The sequence below is a fragment of the Mucilaginibacter yixingensis genome (assembly GCF_041080815.1).
In the GTDB taxonomy this organism is placed as follows: Bacteria; Bacteroidota; Bacteroidia; order Sphingobacteriales; family Sphingobacteriaceae; genus Mucilaginibacter; species Mucilaginibacter yixingensis.
Genome location: NZ_CP160205.1, coordinates 5,003,335 through 5,027,896, shown reverse-complemented (window position 1 = coordinate 5,027,896; position 24,562 = coordinate 5,003,335). Strand labels below are relative to the sequence as shown.

Here is a 24,562-nt window from a genome sequence, read left to right as displayed (position 1 = left end):
TTCGGATTTATAATATTGAGAAAGCGGCTTTAGGGCCGCTTTTTTGTTGAGCCTATGCACAAAAAATAAAAGTCCTCTCCTTTGGAGAGGATTTAGGAGAGGTAATTACCTTTGCCCTCATGGAAACCATCTCCTGGCACGATTTTGAAAAAGTAGAACTGCGCACCGGTACCATTTTGCAGGTACTTGATTTTCCCGAGGCACGCAAGCCGGCCTATAAACTCCAGGTTGATTTTGGAGCGTTTGGCATCCGCTGGTCGAGCGCGCAGATCACTAAACATTATACCAGGGAAGAGCTAGTAGGGCGACAGATTTTAGGGGTGGTTAACTTTCCGAAGAAACAGATTGCTAATTTTATGTCGGAGTTTCTGGTAACCGGCTTTGCCGATGAAAATGGCGATATTGTATTAGCTGCAGTAGAAAAACTGGTGCCCAATGGCAGTAAACTAATCTGAGATTTATGCATCTGAAAGAGTTTATATATGGCCCGCAGTTGGTTGGGGTAATCCTGATCATCGCAGGGTTGATCTTGAAAAAATATCCCCCCAAAAAAATCAATGGCTTGTACGGCTACCGCACCTACCGGTCAAAAAGCAGTCAGCGCAATTGGGATGAGGGAAATCGTTATTCGGCCATATTAATGGTGCGTATTGCCTGGATCTTGCTGATTGGCGGATTAATAGGTACTGTAGCCCTGCATTTTGTACATAACCGCGCGCTAAAAGAGGGTTTAACCTTTTTGCTGATGACCGGCGGCACCATGACCGGCATGATCATTATGATTGTTAAAACCGAGCGCCATTTAGCAAAATTTGAGGAAGACGAAGAATGAGATATTACACCTTCGGCGATGAACCGAGCATCTCGCCCGATGAATTTTTTATGGAAGAAGCCCTACGCGAGGCCCGACAGGCTTTGGCCGAAGATGAGATCCCTATCGGTGCCGTCGTTGTAGCCAAAGGCAAGATCATTGGCAGGGGGCATAATTTGACCGAGCGCCTTACCGATGTATCGGCCCACGCCGAAATGCAGGCGCTTACTGCTGCGGCAAATTATATTGGCGGCAAATACCTGAAAGACTGCACGCTGTACGTTACCATGGAACCCTGTGTAATGTGCGCCGGCGCTTCTTACTGGTTCCAGATAGGGCGCATTGTTTTTGGCGCGTATGATACCCGCATGGGCTTCGGTCGCATCAATCAAAAGATCACTCACCCTAAAACCCTCATCACTGGCGGCATCAAAGAGAACGAGTGCGCCGAGCTGGTGCGCGACTTTTTTAAGAGCAAGCGCATGAAGAAAGGATGAGGATTTTTACAGGTGAGCACAATATAATTGTTAAATTGAGGTTCTGGCGGTATATTCAACCCCTATCTGTCATAGTTAATAAATGCGGTCGCTAAAGTCCTGGTTTTTTGGTTCACTCTGTTTGCTTTTCCCGCTGTGTTCGTCGGCGCAATACATGTATAAAGAAAAAGTTGCCGATACCCGGGTAACCAGTTTCTGCTACAACTGCGGTACGCCCAAAGCACAATATGATCCTGAAATGTTTGAGCGCATTGCCCACGCTGTCGAGCGCCGGTACAATCTGGCTGCATCATGGGGCTCTATTTCTTACCAGATATTGGTAGATACTGCGGGCAACGGCCAGGTATTGAGTTATAACGATGCCTCGCACAGCCAGCTCTCTCGTGATATTATTGGCTATCTCAACGTGTTCCGCTGGAAACCGGCAAAGGTGAACGACAAGTCTGTTTTTTCGTCAGTAGATGTTACCTTCACCATAGGCAGCGGCATGATTACCGGCAAAGTGAGCGATGCCTCGCTGGACGATTTTGCCGATAACGTTATTGCCAACCATCCGCTCATCATCAACAAAAGATATTTTTATCAAAACCAGTCGCTAGGGCGTTACCAGCTCACCGTTTGGAATAAAAACAACTCGTTACTGCCCGACAATGTGAGCCAGTGTAACGCGGTAGACCGCACCGGTGTGCTTTGGTATGCCACCGGTCACGGCATCATTACTTTCGCGGGCGGTACGTTCAGAAATGTGCCTCAAGTGGGCACGCCCGGCATCACCAGCCTGGCTATTGATAACACCGATGTAAAATGGATGTACTCGGGCAACGCGGTTTACCGCAATGCGGGCAGCACCTGGCAAAAGTATGATTTGCCTAAAATGGGCTTTACATCCGTAAACAATATTACCGCCACTAAAACAGGCGAGGTGATCTTTTCTACAGAAAAAGGCCTGCTGATCATTAAAAACGGACAGTTTACGCTGGTGAACAAACAGCGCTTCGGCAAGCTGCCAACCAACCAGATTGAGTATGCATACTATGATAAACGTGGCCGCCTTTGGGTGGGCACCAACCTGGGGTCTGTATTGATTGATAAATCCAGAAAAGTAACTGTATTTAACGGCATGGCTAGTCCGCTGAACGGCACTTGTATCACCGCCGCAACCGAGGATCCGGCTGGTAATCTTTATTTCGCGCTCAGATCCATCCGCCCGTACAGCAAAGATGCTGATGGTAACACACTCTCTGAAAGCGATGCCGAAGGTATTGCTGTGTACACCGCCAACGGCAAATGGCTGCATTATAACGACAAGAACTCAGGCCTGCCCAGCAACCAGATTAACAGCCTGCTGTATGACCGCTTTGAAAAAGTATTGTGGGTAGGTACCCACCGCTCTGGCCTGGCGCGCTACAACCCACACAACTACACCTGGGAGCTGTATCATAACGAGAACTCAAACGTGCCCGATTACGACATCTACCAACTATCGCAAGATGGCAACGGAAGTATTTATGCATCGACCTATAAAGGCTTGCTGGTGGTGAGCCGAAGGATAGGGGGATAGTGGTTTTATCTAACCACAGCGTCATTGCGAGGAACGAAGCCAACCGACCGAAGGGAGCTCATTAATGCCTAAGAGAACAATCAAAAAATTAATAATCTCTGCAAAGGACGAGCGAATATGCCTGGCGGATTTGCATGTACAGAGATTGCTTCGTTCCTCGCAATGACGCAGGTGAAGCTTCCCTCCAAAAAGTTGACAATAAATTAGAACAAATACAATACTCGTCTCTTATATTTGCGACGATACGATCTGTTAACCTCATAAAAACAATACTATGGCATTTGAATTACCAGCGTTACCGTACGCAACTGACGCTCTTGAACCACACATTGATAAACTGACCATGGAAATTCACCATGGCAAACACCACCAGGCTTATGTTACCAACCTGAACAAAGCTTTGGAAGGTAAACCAGAAGCGAACGGCAACCTGGAAGATATCATCAAAAATATCTCTAAATACCCAGCTGCAGTACGCAACAATGGTGGCGGTCATTATAACCACAGCCTGTTCTGGACCTTGTTATCACCAAACGGTGGTGGCGAGCCTGCTGGCGACCTGCTGGCAGCAATTAACAGCACTTTCGGTTCTGTTGCTGAGCTGAAAACCAAAATGAACGAAGCTGGTGCAACCCGTTTCGGTTCTGGCTGGGCTTGGTTAATTGTTACTGCAGACCACAAACTGGCTGTAACTTCAACTCCAAACCAAGACAACCCACTGATGGACATTGCCGAAGTTAAAGGTACCCCTATCCTGGGTATTGACGTTTGGGAGCACGCTTACTACCTGAAATACCAGAACCGTCGTCCAGATTACTTAGGTGCTATCTGGAACGTAATCAACTGGAACCACGTAGCAGAGCTGTACGCAAAAGCAAAATAAGCTGAGCTATTAAAAATAGAGGACGCCCCGGAATAATATTCCGGGGCGTTTTTTTTGTCTTGAACTGGGATTTATTGGATTTTAGAGATTTACAGGATAAATTAGCTCCCACGTCATGCCGAACTTGTTTCGGCACCCCACATGCTAACTAAATGGACCGTCCTGTGAGATCTCGAAACAAGTTCGGGATGACCTGCGTTCCATAACCAATCAACTAATCACTGATTAATAAAAATGAAAGCCATCGTCCTTGAATCTGCAGAAAACCCCATCGTTTATAAAGATGTTGAAAAGCCAACGCTTGCCCCTGGCGAGGTGCTGGTGCAAATAAAAGCTGCGGCCCTTAACCGCCGTGATTATTGGATTACCGTTGGCAAATACGCCGGACTAAAATATCCCACCATCTTAGGTGCCGATGGCGCCGGCATAGTGGTAGAAACTGGTGGCGATGAAGGTAAAGAATGGTTGGGCAAAGAAGTGGTAATTAACCCAGGGAACAATTGGGGCGACTCACCCGACTTTCAAGGCAAACATTTTAAAATTTTAGGTCTACCAGACGATGGCACCTTTGCCGAATACGTAAAAACCCGCGCCGAATACATTTATGCCAAACCAGCTCACCTCAACTGGGAGCATGCGGCAGCATTGCCTTTAGCCGGTTTAACGGCCTATCGTGCGTTGTTTACGAAGGGTCGTGCTAAGAAAGGCGACAAAGTGTTGATTGTAGGCGTAGGCGCAGGTACGGGCTCCATTGCCTTACAAATGGCCGTGGCGGCAGGGTGTCAGGTATTCGTTACCTCCGGCAGCGGCGATAAACTACAGCAAGCCAAAAAATTAGGCGCAGCCGCAGGCGTGAACTATAAAGCGCAAGACTGGGCCCAGCAACTGCACGAACTGGCAGGCGGCTTTGACGTGATTATAGACAGCGCCCTGGGCGAAGGCTTTGCTAAACTACCAGATCTGTGTAATCCCGGTGCGCGTATTGTATTCTTCGGCGGTACAGCGGGTGATATCCCGGCTATTAACGGCCGCAAGATTTTCTGGAAACAGTTACAGATACTCGGTACTACCATGGGTAATCAGGATGATTTTAAGGGTTTGTTGAAACTGATTACCGAGCATGAAATTAAACCGATTGTTGACGAAGTTTTCACCCTGGCTAATGCCAAAGAGGCTTTTAAACGCATGGAGTATTCTTCACAATTTGGCAAACTGGTACTGAGTGTTTAAATGCCTGAACTGATTGTAGAAAACATCATTCGCCTTGCGGTAGATACGGCCACTTTTCAGCTGCGCCCTGCGGATGGGCAGCCGCTGCATTATAAATCGGGGCAGTTTATTACGCTGATATTTGGTCATCATAATGAGGAGTTGCGCCGGTCATATTCCATCAGCTCATCACCTGATGAACCCTTGCTCAGCATCACCGTAAAACGGGTACCCAACGGCGAGCTTTCGCGTTTTCTGCTCAGCCATACCAAACCCGGCGACCGCTGGAACGTGGCCGAACCAACCGGCAAGTTTGTACTGGATGGTAACGAGGATAAAAACCTTTTCTTCTTCGCGGCAGGCAGTGGCATTACACCCGTATTTGCCCAGCTGAAATACCTGCTCAACAGGCCGGGACAAAGCAAACTTACGCTCATCTACAGTAATCGCAATGCTAACGGCATTCTATTTAAAGATGAATTGCAGGCGATGGAGGAACAACATCCAGATCGGCTTAAAGTAATTCATTTTTTAAGCGATGAAGCGCGACGCCTGAATAATTACGTCATAGAGCAATTGCTTCGCCCCTCTGCTGACAAGCTGGACCGTATGGCCTTTTATCTCTGCGGTCCGTTTGATTATATGCGCATGGTACGGTTATCGCTCACTTACATGGGCGTAGCGGCGGAACAGATCCGTAAAGAGAATTTTGTGGTAGATACCGTGGCGGTAAGCAGCTTTCTTCCGGCTTTTGCGCCACATAAGGTGCAAATCATTTACAAAGGCGAGACTTATAACATTACAGCGGGCGAGAATCAATCCATCTTACAGGCTGCTTTGCAGAATAAGATCAACATCCCTTACAGTTGTCGGGTAGGCATTTGCTCGGCCTGCTCAGCCATTTGCAGCAGCGGCAAAGTGCAGATGACGGCAAACGAAGTCATCACCCCGGCAGATGAAGCCAAGGGCTGGGTGCTTACCTGCACCGGCTATGCGCTGGATGATGATGTGGTGATACGGTATGAGTAACGTCTTGCTTGACGGCGGCCAGAGACCGCTGGATAGTCGTCACTCGCGAGGACGCGAGCGACTGCAAATAAATTGAAGGGCGCAACGGCCTAAAATCTCCCCCCTCGTCATGCTGAACTTGTTTCAGCACCCCACAGGACCGTCCGCACGTAACCTTGCATATGAGGTCCCGAAACAAGTTCGGGATGACCGGGCTTATGGCCCTGTCATGTTGAGGAACGAAGCATCTTTGACGCAAATAAACACGGCCGATCATCAGAGATGCTTCGCTATCGCTCAGCATGACATTCGGCCCATGCTTACGGTGTCGGCACTCTTTTCGCCCTTGTATTCAACTCGCTAATCGGCATGGAAATCATCCTGCCAATAGGTTTGCCGCCGCGATAGGTAATCACCCGCATCAGGCCAGCATCTTTGGGCACGATGAGGGGCATCGTATATCTCGGGTAAAATTTATCAGGGTAAGAGTTGTCAAAGCTGTAATAAATATCCAGTCCCGGTATCTCGGTGCTCAACTCTACACGCAACTGGTTACCAGGGGCAATAGACGGACTAAATGCCGGGTCATAAACCGCCGGTGAGTATTTAATTTCGGCATCATCCAAACGGGTAAAATGTTTTTCTACACGTCCAAAAAAATCAGTCCAGTTCTTACTCCCTTTGGCAGACCATACAGACTCTGACACCGCCATGGCCCTTGGCCAAAGCATGTATTCTACCTGACGGAAGTTGTAGATCTGTTCGGTCCACAAATTGGCCTGGCCGCCCATAATTAATTTTGAATCCACCGTATCAGCCGGCACAGGGTCAAACTCATACGTTTTATTAAGGCGGAGCGATGCGTACACATGCGGCTCAGTTACCCGGTCTGATTGCATGTAATCCAGGTAAGTAAAGGCCGTAGGGGTCATCACCACCTCGTGCCCCATTTTGGCGGCGTCCATACCGGCTTTCTGATTACGCCAGCTCATTACCGCGGCGTTAGGGCCAAGGCCACCTTCAATAATCTCGTCCCAGCCCATAAATTTCTTGCCTTTTGATTCTACTATCTTTTCCAGCCTTTTTTCAAAATAGCTCTGCACCTGCTCCATATCTTTAAGGCCTTCGCGCTGCATCAGGGCTTTTACCGAGTCGCTTTGTTCCCAGAAGTTTTTGGCGCACTCATCGCCCCCCATGTGCATGTAAGGGAAGGGGAACAACGGCGCCATTTCGCCCACCACTTTATCCAGGAAAGTATAGACACGCTCATTAGCCGGGCAAAGGGTATTATCTACCAATGCGGTTAATCCGCCGCTAAAGTTCATGATCCGCTCACCAGAGCGCACATGGTATTGGTCGGCACCAGGGGTACAAGATAGCTCGGGGTAGGAGGCAATGGCCGCCAGACTATGGCCGGGGACGTCAATCTCCGGCATTACATTTACAAAATTTGCCTTGGCATAGGCCACAATTTCACGAATATCATCCTGTGTATAAAAACCGCCATAATTGCGTGGCTCATCTGGTTTAGGTGGAGTGAAGGTGCCAAAATCACCTACCTTGTTTACCCGCCAGGCACCAATTTGCGTAAGTTTTGGTAAACTTTTGATCTCAATGCGCCAGCCCTCATCATCAGCCAGGTGCAGGTGCAGCACGTTAAATTTGTATTGCACCATCTCATCAATAAAACGCTTAATCTCGGCTTTGGTAAAATAATGGCGCACCACGTCAAACATCAGTCCCCGCCAGGCAAAGCGCGGGTAATCGGTGATCTGTACGTGAGGGATAGTCCATTTTACGTCAGATGCGCTTTCTGTGCCTTGCACCGCGGCTGGCAGCAGTTGCATCAGCGTTTGGGCGCCATAAAACAAACCGGCAGACTCATTAGCTTTAATAACCACGCCTTGAGCTGTACTGGTCAGATAATACCCTTCGGTGCCGATAACCGGATCGCTCTTGGTCAGCAACATCATTTTTACCGGGCCCGTGGCGCCGGGCTTTACGCTTACCTTGAAACCCGCCGCCATCAGCCGTTTAAACAAATAGGCAGATGCATCTGCCGCCTTGGCCGGTGCGCAGATGGTGAACGTTTTGGGCAGCGTAAAACTCCCCGGTTTAGTCACCATTTTTACAGGCTTGGGAATAATAGCCGGCTTAGGCTGTGCAACAGCAGTCAGGCTGATCAAACCGGAAAAAGCTAAGGTAAAAAATCTCTTCATCGCGATGGGTTTTTCAACAGGTTACTACAACAGCGGCAAAATTTCGCTGATGGTGTTTACCATTTTAAAGTTCTCGTGTTCAATATTGTTTTCAATCATTTCGTGTTCCCACGTAATGTGGTAGGGCACATGGATGGCGTGCCCGCCGATATTCAGCACCGGCAACACGTCTGATTTTAAGGAATTACCCACCATCAGCAGCTCATGCGGGTGGATATCCAGATGGCGCAGCAGTTTCTGATAGTTGGCTTCATCTTTCTCAGACATAATTTCAATATGATGGAAATAATGCCCCAGGTTAGATTTGCGCAGCTTGCGCTCCTGATCGAGCAGATCGCCTTTGGTAGCAACTACCAGCCGGTATTGGCCTTTCAGTGTTTTCAATACTTCTTCTACGCCATCCAGCAGCTCAATCGGTTCATCCAGCATATTTTTACCCAGCTGAATGATGCGGTCTACCACCTCAATGCTGATGGTTTTGTCTGACACCTTGAGGGCGGCCTCGATCATAGAGAGGATAAAACCTTTTACCCCGTATCCATACAGTGGCAGGTTGCCAATTTCAATCTTCATCAATTCACGCTCTAAAGACCGCTGTTGCAAATAATCGCTCATCAGCTCAAAAAAGGCCTCTTCGGTTTTCCTGAAATAGGGCTCATTCACCCAAAGGGTGTCATCGGCATCAAAAGCAATAACTTTTATATCCATAAACAATTATAACAAAATAGCGCGGCTTAATCTCGTAGTTAAAACAGCTACAGGTATTTTAATCTGTAAACTGAAAACAAAAATAGTGGTAGATGTTTTAACATTATGACCTCACCCCAGCCTTCTCCAGAGGAGAGGGAGCTATTAGCGCGTAGAAGCATGGAAAAGACCTTTCCCTTAGAGAGGATTAGGTGAGGCTTAACCAGGTAATTAAACCATAAGCACCATGGAACACATTGTTAGAATTCTGGACATTGCGCAGGTTACCCACAATGTAAAAGCCTTCAGGGTAGAAAAGCCCGATGATTACGTTTTTGAACCCGGACAGGCTACCGAGGTATCCATCAATCAGCAGGGGTGGGAGGACGAGAAACGCCCGTTTACCTTTACCAGCCTGAACGATCAACATTACCTGGAGTTTACCATCAAAGGATATTTTGACCACGATGGCGTAACCAACAAACTGCACAGCCTGGTAACTGGCGACGAGCTGATTGTGCGCGATATATGGGGCGCCATTGCCTACAAAGGCGAGGGCACATTTATTGCCGGCGGAGCGGGCATTACGCCATTTATTTCGATACTGCGGCAGTTGCATAAAGATGGGCGTTTGCAAGGCAATCAACTGTTCTTCGCTAATCAAACTGAAGACGATATTATCTACAAAGATGAGCTGGACCAGATGCTGGGCAACAACGTGCAGTATCTGCTGAGCCGCGCGCAAGGATCTGGTAAATACCCTGTCGGACGCATTGATGCTGATTATCTGAAAACTCATATCAAAGATTTTTCCCAGCATTTCTATGTGTGCGGGCCCGATGAAATGGTGAAGGATATCAGCGATTTGCTCACAGACCTTGGTGCACAGCCGGATGCGGTGGTGTTTGAAAAATAGGGGCGGAGAGATTAGATGTTAGAGATTAAAAATTAGTCAACTTCAATAAAAAGGAGAGGATATCATCCTGAGCCTGTCGAAGGGCGCGCGGTGGCCCAAAAAGCCCGCTGTGCTTTGCAGTCGCTTGCGTCCTGGCCACAGGTGTTGGGAAGAGCTCAAATCCCCTCTTGAGAGGGGGCGCGTTGAATGTGCGGCTGCAGGGGTGTGTCATTCGCACGCATAAATGACACACCCCTCCGCCCCTCTCAAGAGGGGAATCGCGCAATCCCAACGCTTCTTTCTATCTTCCCAACACCTGTGGCGGCCTCTGGCCGCCGCGACGAGTAATCGCTAATGTCGCCCCTGTCTCACAAACGCCAAAATCTTCTTCGCTTCATCGGCATACACTGCAATGCGATGCGTGCGCACCAGGTACGGCAGCGCCTTTTTCTGCGTAGCTGTTTGCACGCCTATCTGATCCGACGGCATGGCTGGCATGTGACAATCTATACATTTGCTTTTCATCACACCGGCGTCCATTCCTCCGGCCATTTTGCAGTTATTATGATTGGCAGTGTTATGGCACTGCATACACTTATCAGCAAAAAGCACCACCTGGTTGCGCTGACTAACATGCGTATCATGACAGGTGGTGCAATCCATATTACTCATTAAAAAGCATTTGCTGCCGGCCAGCAGTCCGTTTTGGTTTCCATGTACATCCAGCGTTGCTGCGTTGGCGGGCGTGTTATCAAAACCGGGCTCTTTGAAGTTGGCCAGCGTATCGCCCGTTTTAAAATTAAAGGCCGATGTAATGAAGCGTTCGTTATTCCCCCCATGGCAAACTGCACAGGCATCCAGCTTTCGGGCGCGACTCATTTTACTGAACACCCCAATAAAATGTGCTTGTTTCTCCTCCGGATGATCCTCATGATAAACCACATGCTGTGCTGCCGGGCCGTGGCAGCGCTCGCAATCAATACCGGCAATCAGGCTTTTCCGGTCGTAACTATTGAGTGAGCCGCGCAGGGTTAACTGCTCGGCCTGTTTAATGTAACTGCCGTGGCACTCCAGGCAACGCATGGCAACTGGTCTGTCAAAATTAATTTGATCCGGCGCATAACCGGGGCTGTTTACCCAGCTGTGCAGCCCGTTAAACCAGGTTAGCGGCAGTTCAAACAGCTGGTTATTCTTCCAATACAAATAGGTTTCGGCCTTTACCCCGCCAATGGCCAGATCCATCTGGTGCGCCTCTGTTTGGCGGCCATCCTCATAACCCACCTGGTAAAAATCGTTATGGATTCGCTGGGCGGCAATCTGCCGCCCGCCGGCAAGTACTAAGCTGTTAAACCCCGGGCTGAAATTACCATGCATGGATGACCTACTTACCGTATGACTGGTAAAGTAATGCGCCGTATGGATGTAAGAGTTATATACCTCTTTGTGGCAACTCTCACAACTTTGCGCCCCGGCATAAGCCGGTCCACGCGGATCTGCCGAAGGGCTTTTCCGGCGACAGTTGTTCAGCATCACCATGGCGGGTAATAGCGCCGCCAGCAAGGGAATCAACAGCTTTTTCTGCTTCATGGCTCACATCGCCTTAGTTCCACACGTAGGTACCTACCGCGCCACCGGTTAGCGTACTGGTCACTATTTTAGCCCCGTATTTTATGTTGAAAGTTTGCGCATTACTGGTGTTATTGAGCACAATAAGCACTTTTGAGCCTGATGCATTTTTGAAGGCCACGTTCAGCAATGTTGCCGATTGATCTGAGTTGATCCGCACAGCACCGGGGCGCACAAATTTAGAGGCATGGGCAATAATGTAGTACGATACATTGCGCGCCACGCTGCTGCCAATGGTCACTGCGCCTAGGCAAGTAGAGCAACCGCCTGTGGTATGCGGGCCATAGTTAGGGTCAGACGCCAGGTTCCATTCAATTACGTTGCGGCACCAGTTACGGGTAGCGCCCACTACCAGGTTGCCCACGTGCCAGTTTAAATCGCCGCTGAAGCTGCCTCCTGCAAAAGTGGCCTGCTCGGTAAAGTACAGGTTTTTGGCAGGGTAGGCGGTGTGCACCGGACCAATAGCGTTTACATTTCCACCGTACAGGTGAAAGGCTGAGCCATCTACAAAATTTGCCGTTGCTGCATCTGCCAGCATATTGGTGGCATACTCGGGATGATCTGCATTATGATCATAGATAATAATCTTGGTGCTGATGCCAGCCGCTTGAAACGCCGGACCGAGGTTGTTTTTAATAAATGCCCCCTCATCTGCCGATTGGAACAACATGGCCGGGGTGTTGTACTCGTTCAATGGTTCATTTTGCGGGGTAATTGCATCAATGGTAATACCCGCCGCTTTCATCCCCTGAATGTATTTTACAAAATAGTTGGCGTATGGGCCGTAGTTCTCCGGCTTCAAGCTGCCGCCGGTAAAGCTATTGCTGGTTTTCATCCAGGCAGGTGCACTCCACGGACAGGCCAGTATTTTGATGTTAGGATTGATAGCGATGATCTTCTGCAGGATAGGGATCAGATCCGCCTTTTCTTTGTCCAGGCTGAAATTGGTTAATGATACATCACCCGGCACATCATCATAGCTAAACGCCGCGGCGCTCATATCAGATGCACCGATAGTGATTCTGATGTAACTGATGCCTATCGCGTTATCTGCCGTGCCGAAAAGTTCTTGCAGCAGATCGGTCTTTTGAGGTTCGGCCAGCGAGTTGAGTAACGTGGCACTGCCGCCGGTAAGCGCAAAACCAAAGCCGTCTATGGTTTGGTAAGTAACCGTACTATCAACATTGATAGTTTGTGTGCCGGTGCCTGTCGCCGCAAAATTGAGAACTGTGCTCTGCTTGGCAAACAGCTGCGATTTATCGGCCGTAGTGAGCCACAACGCCACATCGCTTTTTAACGGATTGGTTGGATTAGTTGGATTGGTCGGTTGCGTAGTAACCGGACTATCCGGACCATCATCTACGCTTTTTTTGCTGCAGGCCCAGAGCAGCATCGTCAACACTGCTACTGCCAGGCCATATATTTTTATGCTTTTCATCAGTTTAATTTTTATGGGTATTGATTAAAAATGGCATACAACGTCTTCCCCAGGGAGGATGGCAGGTAGCCGCTTACCCCCATCTCCATCCATCCCCGAAGGAAAACAATTGCCCCTAATTAATGCCTTGCGATGGAGTGGATTGTGCGATTCCCCTCTAGAGAGGGGTGCAGGGGTGTGTCATTTCTGCGTGTGTAATAACACACCCCTGCCAATGCTATGCCCTTCGCGCCCCCTCTCAAGAGGGGATGTATTGGCTCTGAAATATTTTTCTATTTACTTCACCGTTGTAACCATTTTATAATAGCGCACATAATCTACCTGCATGGCACATGGAAAAATTGTGTCGTCTACCCCTTGCGAGCCGCCCCAGTCACCGCCGATGGCCAGGTTGAGCAGGATGTGGAAACTCTTGTCAAAAGGCCACATTTGCCAACCAGTGTTGGGATTGTTATAGGTAAACACCAGTTGGTCATCGTAATAACCCTTAATGCTGTCGGGCGTCCAATCTGCGCGATAGGTGTGGAAATCGGTTTGATAAGTGGGTATTTTCAACGTACTGGTTTTAGAGTTACCGGCAAAATTCACCTGGTCATGGATACTGAAATGCACATTGGCCGGGTCAAAGCCCACGTGCTCCATAATATCAATCTCGCCAGAGTTTGGCCAGTTGCCATAAGCATAATCATTAGGCAACATCCAGATGGCTGGCCAGGTACCGCGGCCAGCGGGTAGCTTAGCGCGGATCTCAATCCTTCCATACAGCAAATCGGCAGGTGTTTTTGATACCAGGCGCGATGAGGTGTAGTTCATCCCGCCCATACTTTCCTTACGTGCTGTAATAGTGAGTATGCCGCCGCTGATATTGGCGTTATTGGTGGTATTGGTATAATACTCCAACTCGTGGTTACCCCAGCCGGTACCGCCAACATCATAGGTCCACTTGTTGGCATCGGGTGCGCCATCGGTGTTAAACTCATCGCTCCAGGCAGGGGCAGCATCAAACGAGTAGGTTTTTACCTGCTGTACCGGCGGCTGGTAGGGGGGCAAGTCATCACCCACATCTGCCTTTTTAGAGCAGGCCAGCAAAAGCAGCATAGCAGGGCCAATAGCCCAGGTAAACTTCTTCATAACATCAATCATTTTTAAACCGGGGTTGGGTGCAGCGATATCGCGCTGCACCTCCGGTCTGCTTTGCATGTTTAGTTAACTCCTCTAAATTCTACGTTGGTAAAGCCAATGCCTGTGGTGCCCAGGTTGCTGCCACCGCTCTTAATGAGCAGGTAAACGGTACCGCTTTTGGTAAACGTGAAGGTATTGCCGCTACCAGAACATGATATGGCCGATAGCTTGCCGCTAAACTGCCCCTTGCCACAGCCGGCCCAGGTGTTTAAAGAGATCAGTTTGTTTGATGATGGGTAATCCTGCCCTTGTACCGGCACGGCAAAATCGGCATACACTTCAAACCAGGTATCTGTAGCGCCGCTGCCTTGTACCAGCATGTCTACTTTATATTTTTTACCGGCTACCACGTTAATGGCCTGGTAGATGGCCGCGTGCCCGCCATTACCGCCCGAAGCCCACATATAGCCATTGTTGATGGCCATGGTTACGCCCGGCGATATTTGCAGGTGCGTCCATTTGGCATCATCGCCGGCCTGCATTTTGCCGCCTTGTACCAGGTTACCGGCATTCGGGTCAGACGTGGCCACGCTGATGTTTTGGGTTGACGATGCCGAGCCACCGCCCTTACCAATAGTGGTTAGGGTGATGGTATAGGCGCCCGCATCCGGATAAAAAACGGTATCAATAGCCTTGCCCGCCGCCGAGCCGCCGCCATCGCCTAAATTCCATTTGTAGCCCAGCACACCTGGTACCTCTGCCGCTTTTAAAGCGTAATAGTTAGGCTTGTTGGGTATTGGTGTTACCGTAAAATTGGCAGCCAGGTTATCGGTAGTCAAGCCGTTACCGGTAGAAACTTTTTCGGGCTTACAGCCGCTGTATATGCTCATAGCCACAACCCCGGCCAACAGGGCGCCAATGGCCAATATTTTTGTTTTCATTGTTTTACTCTTAATGAATTGATGATAATTGGTTTAAAGCGATCCGCCCCACTCTTTGCTCTGTTTGATTTTGGTGTTGCTCAGCTCGGAAAGCGGAATAGGCAGAATCTCGTTCTTACCAGCCGCAAAGCCGCGCGACTTCAAGGCGTTTGGAGCATCGCCCCAGCGCACCAGGTCAAACCAACGATGGCCTTCGCCTGCCAGCTCTACACGGCGTTCGCGCTTCAGGTTATCAAAAGTGGCTGCGATGGGGTGCGATGTACCATCGTTATAAGCACGACTGTGGACAGCAGTCATCAAAGCCGCAGCACGGGTTAAATCGCCATTACCTCTTATCAGCGCTTCGGCCTCCATCAGGTAAGTATCGGCCAGGCGGATCTCATAGATATCCTGCGGATAATTTAGCTCCGGCGCACCGGCGCCTTTGGTTTTATCAGCCTGATGACCGGCAAACTTGGCCAGGAAATAGCCGGTATTCATGTAAGATTCTGAATAATTAGCTGCACCGGCTTTCTTCATACTATCCAGGTCGGCAATGGTTGATTTAAAGCGTGGATCAAAGTGCATGGTGTTGTACAGATCGGGCGTTACGATACAGAATCCATAACCGGCAATGTAATCTGGCGCGTCTGGTTTAATTGCGGCGTAGCCACGTGGCGCGGTCAGGATGTTAAGCACGTTGCCCTCGGTACAGGCAATACAGCTCCAGCCACCGGCACTGGTTGATGAGTGCGTCACCTCCAGGATAGACTCGCTGTTAAACTTGTTGCTCACCTTCCACAAGTCGGCAAAATTGGGCAGCAGCTTATAACCATAGGTAGCATTTTGCTGGCCCGGGGTACCGTTAACCTGTGCCAGTTCTGTAGCTGCCTGTGCAAATTTCTGCTCCTGCAAATACACTTTGCCCAGCAAGGCATGCACGGCACCTTTGGTTAAGCGGCCGCCATCGGTACTAACATTGGCAATAATGTTTGGCAGGTTACTATCGGCTGCTGCATCGGTTAAATCTTTCTCAATCTGTTGGTAAACAGCCGTTGGAGCGGCTTGTTCAACGTTGTAAACCTGATCTGCAGGAATAGGAGAGAGAATCAGCGGCACATTTTTAAACAGACGCACCAGGTCAAAATAAAAGTAAGCACGCAGTGCTTTAGCTTCTGAGGCATAGCGGCTTTTCAAAGCGGCATCCATCGGCACACCCGGCAATTTTGACAGCAGGATATTGGCACGGAACACGCCTGAGAAACCGGCTTTCCACAACTCACCCTGCGGACCGGCCGCCGGGGTAAGGGTATAGTTAGAGAACAGCTGCAAATCGCTAATATCTGTCGCGCTGCCGCCGCCGGCCAACTGATCGTCTGAGCCAGCGTCCATGGCATTCTCTTTGGTTACAAAGCCACCACCCTGCCAGCCCACCACATCATACACGGCAACCAGGCCGTTAAATGCTTCGGTTTGGTCTTTATAATAGTTGCCTTCTAAGGCGGTGCCTACGGGCGTCACATCTACAAAGCTGTTTTTGCAGCCGGCAAAAGCCATTGCTGCAACAGCGCCAAATGATAAATATTTGAATATCTTTTTCATATAATCAGCTATTAATTATAGTCCTAAACTTAAACCAACCATAAACATGCGGGCCTGCGGATAGAAACCGCGGTCAATACTGCCGCTGATGTCTGGGTCATACCCAGTGTAGCGGGTAAAGGTGACCAGGTTTTGGGCCGATACATACAAGCGGGCATGCTGCAGAGCTGCTTTCTTCATCCATTTCTGGTTGAAGGTGTAGCCCAGCTGGATGTTTTTTAAGCGCAGGTAGGTGCCGCTTTCCAGATAAAATTTAGAGTTATAAGTAAAATTGTGATTAAGATCAGGTGCGTCTGACGCTACCAGGCGTGGGAAATCATTGCTGGTACCCGGGCCTGTCCAACGGTTCAAGGCGGCGGTAGTATAGTTGGAGTTATCAATATCCAGGCGATGTAAACCCTGGAAAATCATGTTGCCGGCCTGGCCTTGCGCAAACACCAGCACATCAAAGTTTTTGTAAGCCGCAGTAGCGGTGAAGCCATACTGCCAGGAAGGGGTAGGGTTGCCGATGAATTTGCGGTCGGCATCGGTAATCTGGCCGTCGTTGTTCAGATCGGCCCATTTCACATCGCCGGGGCGGGCATTGGGCTGAATCAGCTGACCGTTGTGGCGATAGTTGTTGATATCTGCCTGAGTTTGAAACAAGCCCAGGTTATCGTAACCGTAGAAAGAAGCATAAGCCTGGCCAACCTCGGTGCGGGTAATTACATCCTGTACGTTCTGGAATTTTGCACCCGGTAAAAACTGCTGCGCATTGCCCAGGTAAGTTACCTCGTTGTGCAGATGAGACAAGTTACCATCAAGCCCCAGTTTTACGCCATTAAAGTTATGGTGATAGCCGATAGACAACTCCTGACCGGTGTTCTCCATATCGCCCACGTTAGCGGCGGGGTTAGAAATAGCGCCCACATAATTTGGAATAGGCGGATTTTGCAAAATACCGGTGGTTTTCTTTTTATACCATTCCAGCGTAACGTTAAAATCATTCAGCACCACCAGGTCAAGCCCGATGTTGGTTTGCGATGTTTCTTCCCAATGCAGGTTAGGGTTAGCCGGCGCGTTAGGACTATAACCGCTCACGTAGGTATCGCCCGTACCAAAGCTGTAGTTACGGCCGCCGCCTATGGTTGGCAAAAACGCATTATCGCCAATATTATCATTACCAACCACGCCATAACCGCCACGCAGTTTAGCAAAGTTGATCACTTTGTTTTCAGGCCAGAAACTTTCTTTGGTTGGCACCCAGCCTAATGACACCGACGGGAAGGTGCCGAATTTGTAGTTTGCACCAAAGCGAGAAGAACCATCGCGGCGGATAACGCCCTGGACGATGTAGCGCTCGTCAAAATCATAGTTCAACCTGGCAAATAAAGAGCTGACGTGGTGCACCTGCTGTTCGCTGCCTGAGCCATCGCGCTGGTCTTTCGGCAAACTATAGTTCATAGATGCATCTGCAAAAGTATTTACCGGCAGGTTAAAGTAGGTGATGTTGGTGCCGTAATTCTGGCCGTCTGAGTACGCGCCCTGACCAATCAGTACATTAATGTTGTGCTTGCCGATAGAGCGGGTGTACGATGCGGTGTTCTCCACGTTCCAGTTAAACCCGCGTGTTATCTGGCGGTTAAAGCTGTTTTGCGTGGTGTTGTTATTGGCATTGAGGTAAGCCACCGGCGTGAACGACTCTGAGCCGAAGAACGCTAGTTTTGAACCCAGGGTAGAGCGCAGTTTCAGTCCGCTGATCGGCTCCAACTCTAAGAAAGCATTGCCAACAATGTTATGGCCCCAGCCATAATTGCCCAAATGAGTTTGGGTATAGGCCAGTGGGTTGGTAATCTCCTGTTGAACAATAGGCGAGATACCATAAGGATACCCTTTGGAGTTTCGCACAATATTTGCCGACTGGGTGTAAGGATCTTTAGCAATCATTGCCGGATCGGTGGCGATTACCGGAGTCAACGGATCAAGGTTGATAGCAGAGCTAAGCGGACCGCCAAACTCGCTGTTGGTATTGCCCAGACCGATGGATTTGTTGTAGGCATAACCCAGGTTCTCGCCAAAAGTTACCCATTTGGCGGGTTTAAAGGTTTCGTTGATACGGAAAGTGATGCGTTTGTATTTAGAAATATCGGTAGTTACGATACCTTGCTGATCCAGATAACCGAAAGAGGTGTAATAAGTATTTTTATCATTACCACCGCTAAACGCCAGTTCATGATCCTGCTGTTTGGCGCTGTTGTTAAAAATTACCGATTGCCAATCTGTGCCTTTGCCAAACGCAGCAGGGTTGGCATAAGGGGCGGCTAAACCGGCATTTACTTTAGCCTCGTTACGCAGGGTGGCGTATTGGGTAGCATCCAGCAACTGGAGCCTGCGGGCAGGGCCCTCTACACCAAAGTAACCGTTGTAGTTAATCTGTAAATGACCTGCTTTCCCTTTTTTGGTGGTTACCAGGATAACACCAGCGGCAGCACGTGTACCATAAATAGCTTGTGACGCCGCATCTTTTAATACTTCAACCGATTCAATATCCTGTTGATTCAGGTAGCTGATACCGCCATTATCAACCACCACACCATCCACCACATAAAGCGGATCATTATTGTTAAAAGTGGTAATACCCCTTACGCGTACCGAAGCGCCATCGCCCGGCTGACCATCATTGGTGGTAATGGTAACGCCTGATGTACGACCCTGCAGCACCTGCTCCAAACGCGTTACCGGCTGATCCTGAAAATCGCGTGCGGTAACACCTGAGATAGAACCTGTGGTTACGCTTTTCTTTTGGGTACCATAACCTACTACCACTACTTCGTTCAGACCGGTCAGCTCTTCTGCCAGCGTAACGTTAAAAACGATCTGGCTGCCTACAGCCATCTCCTGTTTTTTGTAACCGATAAAGTTGAACACCAGCACCGCGTTGGGGCCGCTTACATTCAACTTAAAATGCCCGTCAGGACCGGTGGTTACGCCAGTGGTAGTGCCTTTTTCAACTACCGTAGCGCCGGCAATGGGCATGCCTTTATCGTCCACCACCCGGCCGGTAACCGGTGTGCCGGCTACTGCCTGCGCATCTGCATTAACGGCATCGCCTGCGGTGTTTATTTCATTGCTCCCGTTTTCTTCCGCCGGGTGCGGTGCTTTTCCTAATACAATGCGGTTTTTCAGCACTTCATAATCAATGCCGTTTGGGGTAAGCAGCTGTTCAAGCACCGCTTTAAGCGATGCATCGGCCGCATTTACGGTTACCTTTTTGAGTACATTGATGGCATTTTTGCTATAAATAAATTTTACGTTATTGTTTTTCTGTAGTGCAGACAGTGCCTCTGCCAAACTGGTATTTTGTACCGACAGCGTCACCTTTTTATTAAGTATATCCTGCGCACGCAATGAACTGGCATAAGTCATGCTGGTTACGATCATTGCTATCAGGATTTGGCTAAATGTAATCTTCATGATTTGAACCCAGGGTATAGGTTTTCGTAAATGAAATTTCATATATTTGATCTTGTTTCTGTTTAAAAATGAGACAATAAGGGCCCCCTTCACCATTTTATGATGGCGTTCCAATCGGGCTTGAGCTAAAACTTAGGAGTGGTCGCAACACTTCTAAGTTTTTTTGTTTATAGCTATTGGGTGTTTACCTCAAAGAGATTTATCTGAGGCTATTTTTCAGGTCTGTAGCTTGTTTATCTTCATGCACATTGGTTTTTGTATGGTTAATAAATTGGGTTATTCAAGTTCAATGTTGTTATCCTTCATCTGGTAATCAACATTCAGTGATTTTTTGAAGGCTTCCAGTATATCCGGCAGGTTAAAGCCCTCCATATCGGCATTCAGGATGTAATGGTTCAGCTTTTCGCTGCGCATTTTAATATTTACGTGGAACTGCGCGTTCAACACCGGTACAATCTCGCTCAACGGTTTATTTTCAAAATTCAGGTTTACGCGATTCCAGATCTGCAGCGCAGGCTCGTTGCTACTCAATTCCGGACGAAGCTGATTTTTATCGGCCAGGTAAACCACGCGCTGGTGAGGATAAAGCATTACGTCGCCCTTTTTCAATACCAGGTGGTTAACATCAGCACTATCGGCATTTTTAATGCTTACCGATACTTTGCCTGTCACTACCGATACATCGGCACAGCAATGCCTGGCGGCATCATCGCGCACGCGGAAACTGGTACCCCAAACTTTGGTAATGATAGAATGGCTGCTGATAATAAACGGTCTGCCTGGATTTTTGGTCACTTCGAAAAAGCACTCGCCGTTCATACGCACTGCACGATATTTGGCAGCGAAAGTTTTTGGATAACGCAACTGCGCACCCGGGCTGAGCCATACCACGCTATTATCTGGCAGGGTAGCCTTATAAAGTTGCTTGCCGTCATTATTAATCACCACTAAATCTGACGATTGGCTACGGTCGGCCATCAAAACACCGCCGTTTTTGAAGTTTACCAGCCACACGCTAAAAACAACCAATAACGTAGCGGCAATACCGGCCACCGCATACCAGGCTTTAAAGCGGCGGCGGGCAGGTAATTCGTAAACACGATCATCTGCAGTTTCGGGCTGATCTGGTTCTGCCGGCTCTTCAGACATGCCGATGTTGTGTAGAATCCGATTGTAAATCGCTTCCTCCAGTTGCTGTTCTTCTGGCACGCTGAGCGATGGGATGGGGTCTTGCTCTTTATCGAACGAGAAATACCATGCTTTAACAATGGCCATTTCTTCTTCAGAACACTGCCCATTAACATACTTCTCCAGCAGTTCAATGGATATCGGATTTTTCATAAAGGAGGAATATAATTCGGTTTACAAAAAGGTATGACGTGCGAGTTGGTGTGTACCCCCTACGCGGAGGGCAGAAAAATTTTATTATTAATGCATTGGGATTGATTATGAGCGAATTAAAATCAACGAAACTTTATCAATGCGAGGAACAGCAAGGGGTGGTGGGGTGGGTGACGAAGCAATCTCGTCGAAGATCATCGGGTACATATCCACTTGGCTTGCGACGAGATTGCTTCGTTCCTCGCAATGACAAGGTTTTAATAATAGTAGAAATATAGTTCTTGATTTAAGCTAATCAATCGAACCAGTCTTTGCTTAAATCCTTCCAATCTGGATTGGAATTAACAATTAGATCTATCTTGTTCTGACGCGAGCCTCCTTTTAGCTGCTTCTCACGGGCGATAGCTTGATCTATCCATTGAAAATCCTCAAAGTAAACAAGCTTGTGGCATTCATATTTAGCGGTGAATCCTGGATAGGCTTTGTTTTTATGTTGTAGTATTCGGGTGAATAAGTCGCTAGTGACGCCAACATAAAAAACGGTGTGTGCCTTATTGGTAACTATGTAGACGTTATATTGATGGATGTTTGTTATCATTCTCAATTAAAACTAACAAAACTTTGTCATTGCGAGGAACGAAGCAATCTCGTCGCATGCTAGACGAATTTGCATGTCTGACTACCCTCCGACGAGATTGCTTCGTCACCCCACCCCACTTCCCTTGCCGTTCCTCGCAATGACATATTGGGGAGAGGAACACTACGCCATCAAAACAGCCGCAACTGATTACTATCCCCCTTAATCAATGACGGGCGCTCTACCTCGCCGAAGTTTGATAAGGATATACCCAGCAGACGGATGCGCACATCGTCAATCCCGGTGGCCAGCAGCAGGCTTTTTGCGGTAGAAATAATAGTCTCAGCATCACCGACCGGATGAGGAAAAGATTGGTTACGGGTGATCTGACGGAAATCGCTGTATTTTATTTTGAGGGTGATGGTACGGCCTTTCAGTCCGTAACGCTCCAGGCGATCGCAGACGGTTTTGGTAATTTTTTCTAACTCGGGGAACATTTCCTCCGCAGTGGTGAGATCATACGGAAAAGTATCTTCGGCACCGAGCGATTTGGTTTCACGGTGTGGGTTTACCGGGCGATCGTCAATGCCGCGCACAATGCGATAGTAAAAACGACCAACCTTGCCGAAGTGTTGCTGCATTTCGTCTTCGGTCAGCCGCTTCAGATCGGCGCCGGTATGCAGGCCCATGCGTTTCATTTTGTCGGCCGTTACCCGGCCTACTCCGTAGAATTTATCTACCGGTAGTTGCTCCATAAAGGCCTCGATAGAGGAAGGACCGATAAATTTTAATCCATCAGGCTTATTGATATCTGACGCAATTTTGGCGACGAACTTATTGATAGATACACCAGCAGATGCCGTCAAGTTCAGTTCATCTTTAATGGCTTGTTTAATTTGAGTAGCCACCTCAATTGCCGAGCCGATGCCCAGTTTATCTTCGGTAACATCCAGGTAGGCCTCATCCAGCGAGAGGGGTTCAATCAGATCGGTATACCGGCTAAAGATCTCACGGATCTGCCGGGAGGCATCTTTGTAAGCGTCAAACCGTGGCCGCACAAAAATAGCCTGCGGACAAAGTTGTTTAGCCTTCTTAGACGGCATGGCCGAGCGCACACCAAACTTGCGCGCTTCATAACTGGCAGTAGCCACTACGCCGCCCCGGCCTTCGGGCAGGCCACCTACTACAATGGGTTTGCCCCGGTAATCCGGGTTATCCCGCTGCTCTACCGACGCGTAAAAAGCATCCATATCTATATGGATGATCTTTCTGACTACGGTAATGGCGGTATCGGACATATTTGATGAACAAATATGCAGAAGAAATGGTGGGAATAGATGCCCTGCAATAACGTTTTGTCATTGCGAGGAGGAACGACGAAGCAATCTCGTCGCATATAGTTGGCATACAAATTGGATCGTCCTTCGACGAGATTGCTTCGTTCCTCGCAATGACAAAACGGTTAAAGAAATGACTTACTTCCTGACCAAATAAGATTTCCCTAAATCAGTTTCCAGGAAATTATCAGATTCGGTATGATCTGTAGAAATACTTACCGGCAGCCATTTTTCCATTTCCTCGCAGCGGGCTTCATCGGCATTTTTCAGGAAACCGATCGCTTCGCTGCCCAGCACCAGGTGCACCGGCGGCTCGGGGTTTACGGCCAAATCAACCATTACTTTGGCGGCTTTATCCGGATCGCCCACCGGCACAAACTTGCCGCTTTGGAACATGTCTTTACGCCAGCCGACAGATTTTTCATAGCCTTCAATATCCTCGGCATAACTCATCGAGTCGCCTGCCCAGTCGGTACGGAAACCTCCCGGTTCAACACTGGTTACCAATATCCCCAGATCGCGCACCTCTTTAGCCAGCGCCTCGCTGAAACCACTCAGACCAAATTTAGCCGCCTGGTAAATACTCACGCCCGGATTACCTACACGACCACCAATAGAGCTGATCTGCAAAATTCTACCCGAACGCTGTTTGCGCATATAAGGCAATACAGCGCGGGTAATTTCTATAGGGGCATATAAGTTAGTTTCCAGTTGGCTGCGCACCTGCTCATCGGTGAACGCCTCGGCAGCACCGGTGATGCCGAAACCGGCGTTATTCACCAATACATCTATCGAACCAAAGTGCTTAACAGTGTCGGCCACCGCCTGGTGTACCTGAGGGTAATCGGTCACATCCAGTTTTATAGCTAAAAGCTGATCGGGGTACAGCACTTTCAAATCATCTAATTGTTCAGGGTTGCGTGCAGTGGCAGCAACGTTATCGCCTGCGGCCAATACGGCCTGTGTTAAGCTGCGGCCTAATCCGCGTGAGCTACCTGTTATAAACCATGTCTTTTTCATAAATCGTTTTTTTATTCAAAGATCGGGAGGATAGCGTGCGGGCGTTTTGTTGTACGGCTCATTGTTGGTTTGTTGGTTGGCTCAGGCTGCTATGCATTCTCATCTTATGCTATTTCGAACGAACAGAAGAGGGTGTGAGCGTTAGTGTGAGGAGAAATCTTAGACATCTGCTTGGCTATTGCCTACAAGCATGGGGGCTAAGATTTTTTCACTTCGTTCAAGAGAATAGTTCTCCCGTTGGTCGAAATGACAGCATGTTTATGTATCCCTTAACATCTTTTAACATCCCTGCCCGCCTTTTGCCTTTCGGCTTTCGGCTCAAAATACTACTTTTGCTCACTTTATTACGAGAGGAC

20 protein-coding genes are annotated in these 24,562 nt (G+C 48.7%); 8 read left to right on the top strand and 12 right to left on the bottom strand.

What is annotated here, in order from left to right; translation table 11 throughout:
- Positions 1-119 precede the first annotated feature (119 nt).
- From ABZR88_RS20775 to ABZR88_RS20745, 7 genes are all read left to right on the top strand, one after another.
- The gene (locus tag ABZR88_RS20775; protein ID WP_107827873.1) at positions 120-455 is read left to right on the top strand and encodes a tRNA-binding protein; all 336 of its coding nucleotides are present in this window, start codon (positions 120-122) and stop codon (positions 453-455) included.
- Between the two features lie 5 nt (positions 456-460).
- A complete protein-coding gene (locus ABZR88_RS20770) occupies positions 461-832 on the top strand; it encodes an SdpI family protein (protein ID WP_107827872.1) in 372 nt (123 codons plus the stop codon).
- On the top strand, positions 829-1,308 hold the full coding sequence (locus tag ABZR88_RS20765; RefSeq protein ID WP_107827871.1) for a nucleoside deaminase: 480 nt from the start codon (positions 829-831) through the stop codon (positions 1,306-1,308). Before ABZR88_RS20770 ends, ABZR88_RS20765 begins: the two co-directional genes overlap by 4 nt.
- A 154-nt stretch (positions 1,309-1,462) precedes the next feature.
- Positions 1,463-2,869 carry a two-component regulator propeller domain-containing protein gene (locus tag ABZR88_RS20760; RefSeq protein WP_170113563.1) on the top strand — a complete coding sequence of 469 codons (1,407 nt, stop codon included), beginning with the start codon at positions 1,463-1,465 and terminating at the stop codon, positions 2,867-2,869.
- 274 nt (positions 2,870-3,143) lie between these two features.
- Positions 3,144-3,752 (top strand): superoxide dismutase, encoded by a 609-nt coding sequence (locus ABZR88_RS20755; protein WP_107827869.1) that lies wholly within the window; start codon positions 3,144-3,146, stop codon positions 3,750-3,752.
- 234 nt (positions 3,753-3,986) lie between these two features.
- Positions 3,987-4,982 (top strand): zinc-binding dehydrogenase, encoded by a 996-nt coding sequence (locus ABZR88_RS20750; RefSeq protein ID WP_107827868.1) that lies wholly within the window; start codon positions 3,987-3,989, stop codon positions 4,980-4,982.
- Complete coding sequence (locus ABZR88_RS20745; RefSeq protein ID WP_107827867.1) at positions 4,983-5,990, top strand: ferredoxin--NADP reductase; 1,008 nt, start codon at positions 4,983-4,985, stop codon at positions 5,988-5,990. It abuts the gene before it with no gap.
- Between the two features lie 299 nt (positions 5,991-6,289).
- Here the strand turns inward: ABZR88_RS20745 and ABZR88_RS20740 are convergent, their stop codons facing one another.
- Together ABZR88_RS20740 and ABZR88_RS20735 are read right to left on the bottom strand one after the other, a co-directional pair.
- Positions 6,290-8,188 (bottom strand): beta-N-acetylhexosaminidase, encoded by a 1,899-nt coding sequence (locus ABZR88_RS20740; protein WP_107827866.1) that lies wholly within the window; start codon positions 8,186-8,188, stop codon positions 6,290-6,292.
- 24 nt (positions 8,189-8,212) lie between these two features.
- A complete protein-coding gene (locus ABZR88_RS20735) occupies positions 8,213-8,896 on the bottom strand; it encodes an HAD family hydrolase (RefSeq protein WP_107827865.1) in 684 nt (227 codons plus the stop codon).
- Between the two features lie 226 nt (positions 8,897-9,122).
- On the opposite strand from ABZR88_RS20735, the gene ABZR88_RS20730 reads away from it, so the two are divergent.
- Positions 9,123-9,791, top strand: coding sequence for a flavodoxin reductase (locus ABZR88_RS20730; RefSeq protein ID WP_107827864.1), 669 nt, complete (start codon positions 9,123-9,125; stop codon positions 9,789-9,791).
- A 330-nt stretch (positions 9,792-10,121) separates the two neighbouring features.
- On the opposite strand, the gene ABZR88_RS20725 is transcribed toward ABZR88_RS20730, so the two are convergent.
- From ABZR88_RS20725 to ABZR88_RS20680, 10 genes are all read right to left on the bottom strand, one after another.
- The gene (locus ABZR88_RS20725) at positions 10,122-11,357 is read right to left on the bottom strand and encodes a multiheme c-type cytochrome (RefSeq protein WP_107827863.1); all 1,236 of its coding nucleotides are present in this window, start codon (positions 11,355-11,357) and stop codon (positions 10,122-10,124) included.
- Between the two features lie 13 nt (positions 11,358-11,370).
- Positions 11,371-12,834, bottom strand: coding sequence for a glycoside hydrolase family 30 beta sandwich domain-containing protein (locus tag ABZR88_RS20720; protein ID WP_107827862.1), 1,464 nt, complete (start codon positions 12,832-12,834; stop codon positions 11,371-11,373).
- Positions 12,835-13,110: 276 nt separating this feature from the next.
- Complete coding sequence (locus ABZR88_RS20715; RefSeq protein ID WP_245917010.1) at positions 13,111-14,034, bottom strand: family 16 glycosylhydrolase; 924 nt, start codon at positions 14,032-14,034, stop codon at positions 13,111-13,113.
- Positions 14,035-14,036: 2 nt separating this feature from the next.
- Positions 14,037-14,897 (bottom strand): PKD domain-containing protein, encoded by an 861-nt coding sequence (locus tag ABZR88_RS20710; RefSeq protein ID WP_107827861.1) that lies wholly within the window; start codon positions 14,895-14,897, stop codon positions 14,037-14,039.
- Between the two features lie 33 nt (positions 14,898-14,930).
- The gene (locus tag ABZR88_RS20705; protein WP_107827860.1) at positions 14,931-16,478 is read right to left on the bottom strand and encodes a RagB/SusD family nutrient uptake outer membrane protein; all 1,548 of its coding nucleotides are present in this window, start codon (positions 16,476-16,478) and stop codon (positions 14,931-14,933) included.
- Positions 16,479-16,493: 15 nt separating this feature from the next.
- Positions 16,494-19,931, bottom strand: coding sequence for a TonB-dependent receptor (locus ABZR88_RS20700; RefSeq protein WP_107827859.1), 3,438 nt, complete (start codon positions 19,929-19,931; stop codon positions 16,494-16,496).
- A gap of 276 nt (positions 19,932-20,207) precedes the next feature.
- Positions 20,208-21,272: a FecR family protein gene (locus ABZR88_RS20695; protein WP_107827858.1), complete on the bottom strand. Its 1,065-nt coding sequence runs from the start codon at positions 21,270-21,272 to the stop codon at positions 20,208-20,210.
- Positions 21,273-21,567: 295 nt separating this feature from the next.
- Entirely contained in the window at positions 21,568-21,870 is a 303-nt protein-coding gene (locus tag ABZR88_RS20690; protein WP_107827857.1) for a GIY-YIG nuclease family protein, read from the bottom strand.
- Positions 21,871-22,040: 170 nt separating this feature from the next.
- Positions 22,041-23,147, bottom strand: a complete 1,107-nt coding sequence (gene dinB, locus ABZR88_RS20685; protein ID WP_107827856.1) for a DNA polymerase IV — start codon at positions 23,145-23,147, stop codon at positions 22,041-22,043.
- A 177-nt stretch (positions 23,148-23,324) separates the two neighbouring features.
- Entirely contained in the window at positions 23,325-24,206 is an 882-nt protein-coding gene (locus ABZR88_RS20680; protein WP_107827855.1) for an oxidoreductase, read from the bottom strand.
- Positions 24,207-24,562 lie beyond the last annotated feature (356 nt).

Excerpts from the sequence above, each read along its gene's own strand:
- ABZR88_RS20740 (WP_107827866.1), bottom strand. The coding sequence starts at position 8,188 with ATGAAGAGATTTTTTACCTTAGCTTTTTCCGGTTTGATCAGCCTGACT.
- dinB (WP_107827856.1), bottom strand. The coding sequence starts at position 23,147 with ATGTCCGATACCGCCATTACCGTAGTCAGAAAGATCATCCATATAGAT.
- ABZR88_RS20775 (WP_107827873.1), top strand. The coding sequence starts at position 120 with ATGGAAACCATCTCCTGGCACGATTTTGAAAAAGTAGAACTGCGCACC.
- ABZR88_RS20750 (WP_107827868.1), top strand. The coding sequence starts at position 3,987 with ATGAAAGCCATCGTCCTTGAATCTGCAGAAAACCCCATCGTTTATAAA.
- ABZR88_RS20680 (WP_107827855.1), bottom strand. The coding sequence starts at position 24,206 with ATGAAAAAGACATGGTTTATAACAGGTAGCTCACGCGGATTAGGCCGC.
- ABZR88_RS20705 (WP_107827860.1), bottom strand. The coding sequence starts at position 16,478 with ATGAAAAAGATATTCAAATATTTATCATTTGGCGCTGTTGCAGCAATG.
- ABZR88_RS20725 (WP_107827863.1), bottom strand. The coding sequence starts at position 11,357 with ATGAAGCAGAAAAAGCTGTTGATTCCCTTGCTGGCGGCGCTATTACCC.
- ABZR88_RS20730 (WP_107827864.1), top strand. The coding sequence starts at position 9,123 with ATGGAACACATTGTTAGAATTCTGGACATTGCGCAGGTTACCCACAAT.
- ABZR88_RS20720 (WP_107827862.1), bottom strand. The coding sequence starts at position 12,834 with ATGAAAAGCATAAAAATATATGGCCTGGCAGTAGCAGTGTTGACGATG.
- ABZR88_RS20715 (WP_245917010.1), bottom strand. The coding sequence starts at position 14,034 with ATGCAAAGCAGACCGGAGGTGCAGCGCGATATCGCTGCACCCAACCCC.
- ABZR88_RS20755 (WP_107827869.1), top strand. The coding sequence starts at position 3,144 with ATGGCATTTGAATTACCAGCGTTACCGTACGCAACTGACGCTCTTGAA.
- ABZR88_RS20765 (WP_107827871.1), top strand. The coding sequence starts at position 829 with ATGAGATATTACACCTTCGGCGATGAACCGAGCATCTCGCCCGATGAA.
- ABZR88_RS20690 (WP_107827857.1), bottom strand. The coding sequence starts at position 21,870 with ATGATAACAAACATCCATCAATATAACGTCTACATAGTTACCAATAAG.
- ABZR88_RS20735 (WP_107827865.1), bottom strand. The coding sequence starts at position 8,896 with ATGGATATAAAAGTTATTGCTTTTGATGCCGATGACACCCTTTGGGTG.
- ABZR88_RS20710 (WP_107827861.1), bottom strand. The coding sequence starts at position 14,897 with ATGAAAACAAAAATATTGGCCATTGGCGCCCTGTTGGCCGGGGTTGTG.
- ABZR88_RS20770 (WP_107827872.1), top strand. The coding sequence starts at position 461 with ATGCATCTGAAAGAGTTTATATATGGCCCGCAGTTGGTTGGGGTAATC.
- ABZR88_RS20700 (WP_107827859.1), bottom strand. The coding sequence starts at position 19,931 with ATGAAGATTACATTTAGCCAAATCCTGATAGCAATGATCGTAACCAGC.
- ABZR88_RS20760 (WP_170113563.1), top strand. The coding sequence starts at position 1,463 with ATGTATAAAGAAAAAGTTGCCGATACCCGGGTAACCAGTTTCTGCTAC.
- ABZR88_RS20695 (WP_107827858.1), bottom strand. The coding sequence starts at position 21,272 with ATGAAAAATCCGATATCCATTGAACTGCTGGAGAAGTATGTTAATGGG.
- ABZR88_RS20745 (WP_107827867.1), top strand. The coding sequence starts at position 4,983 with ATGCCTGAACTGATTGTAGAAAACATCATTCGCCTTGCGGTAGATACG.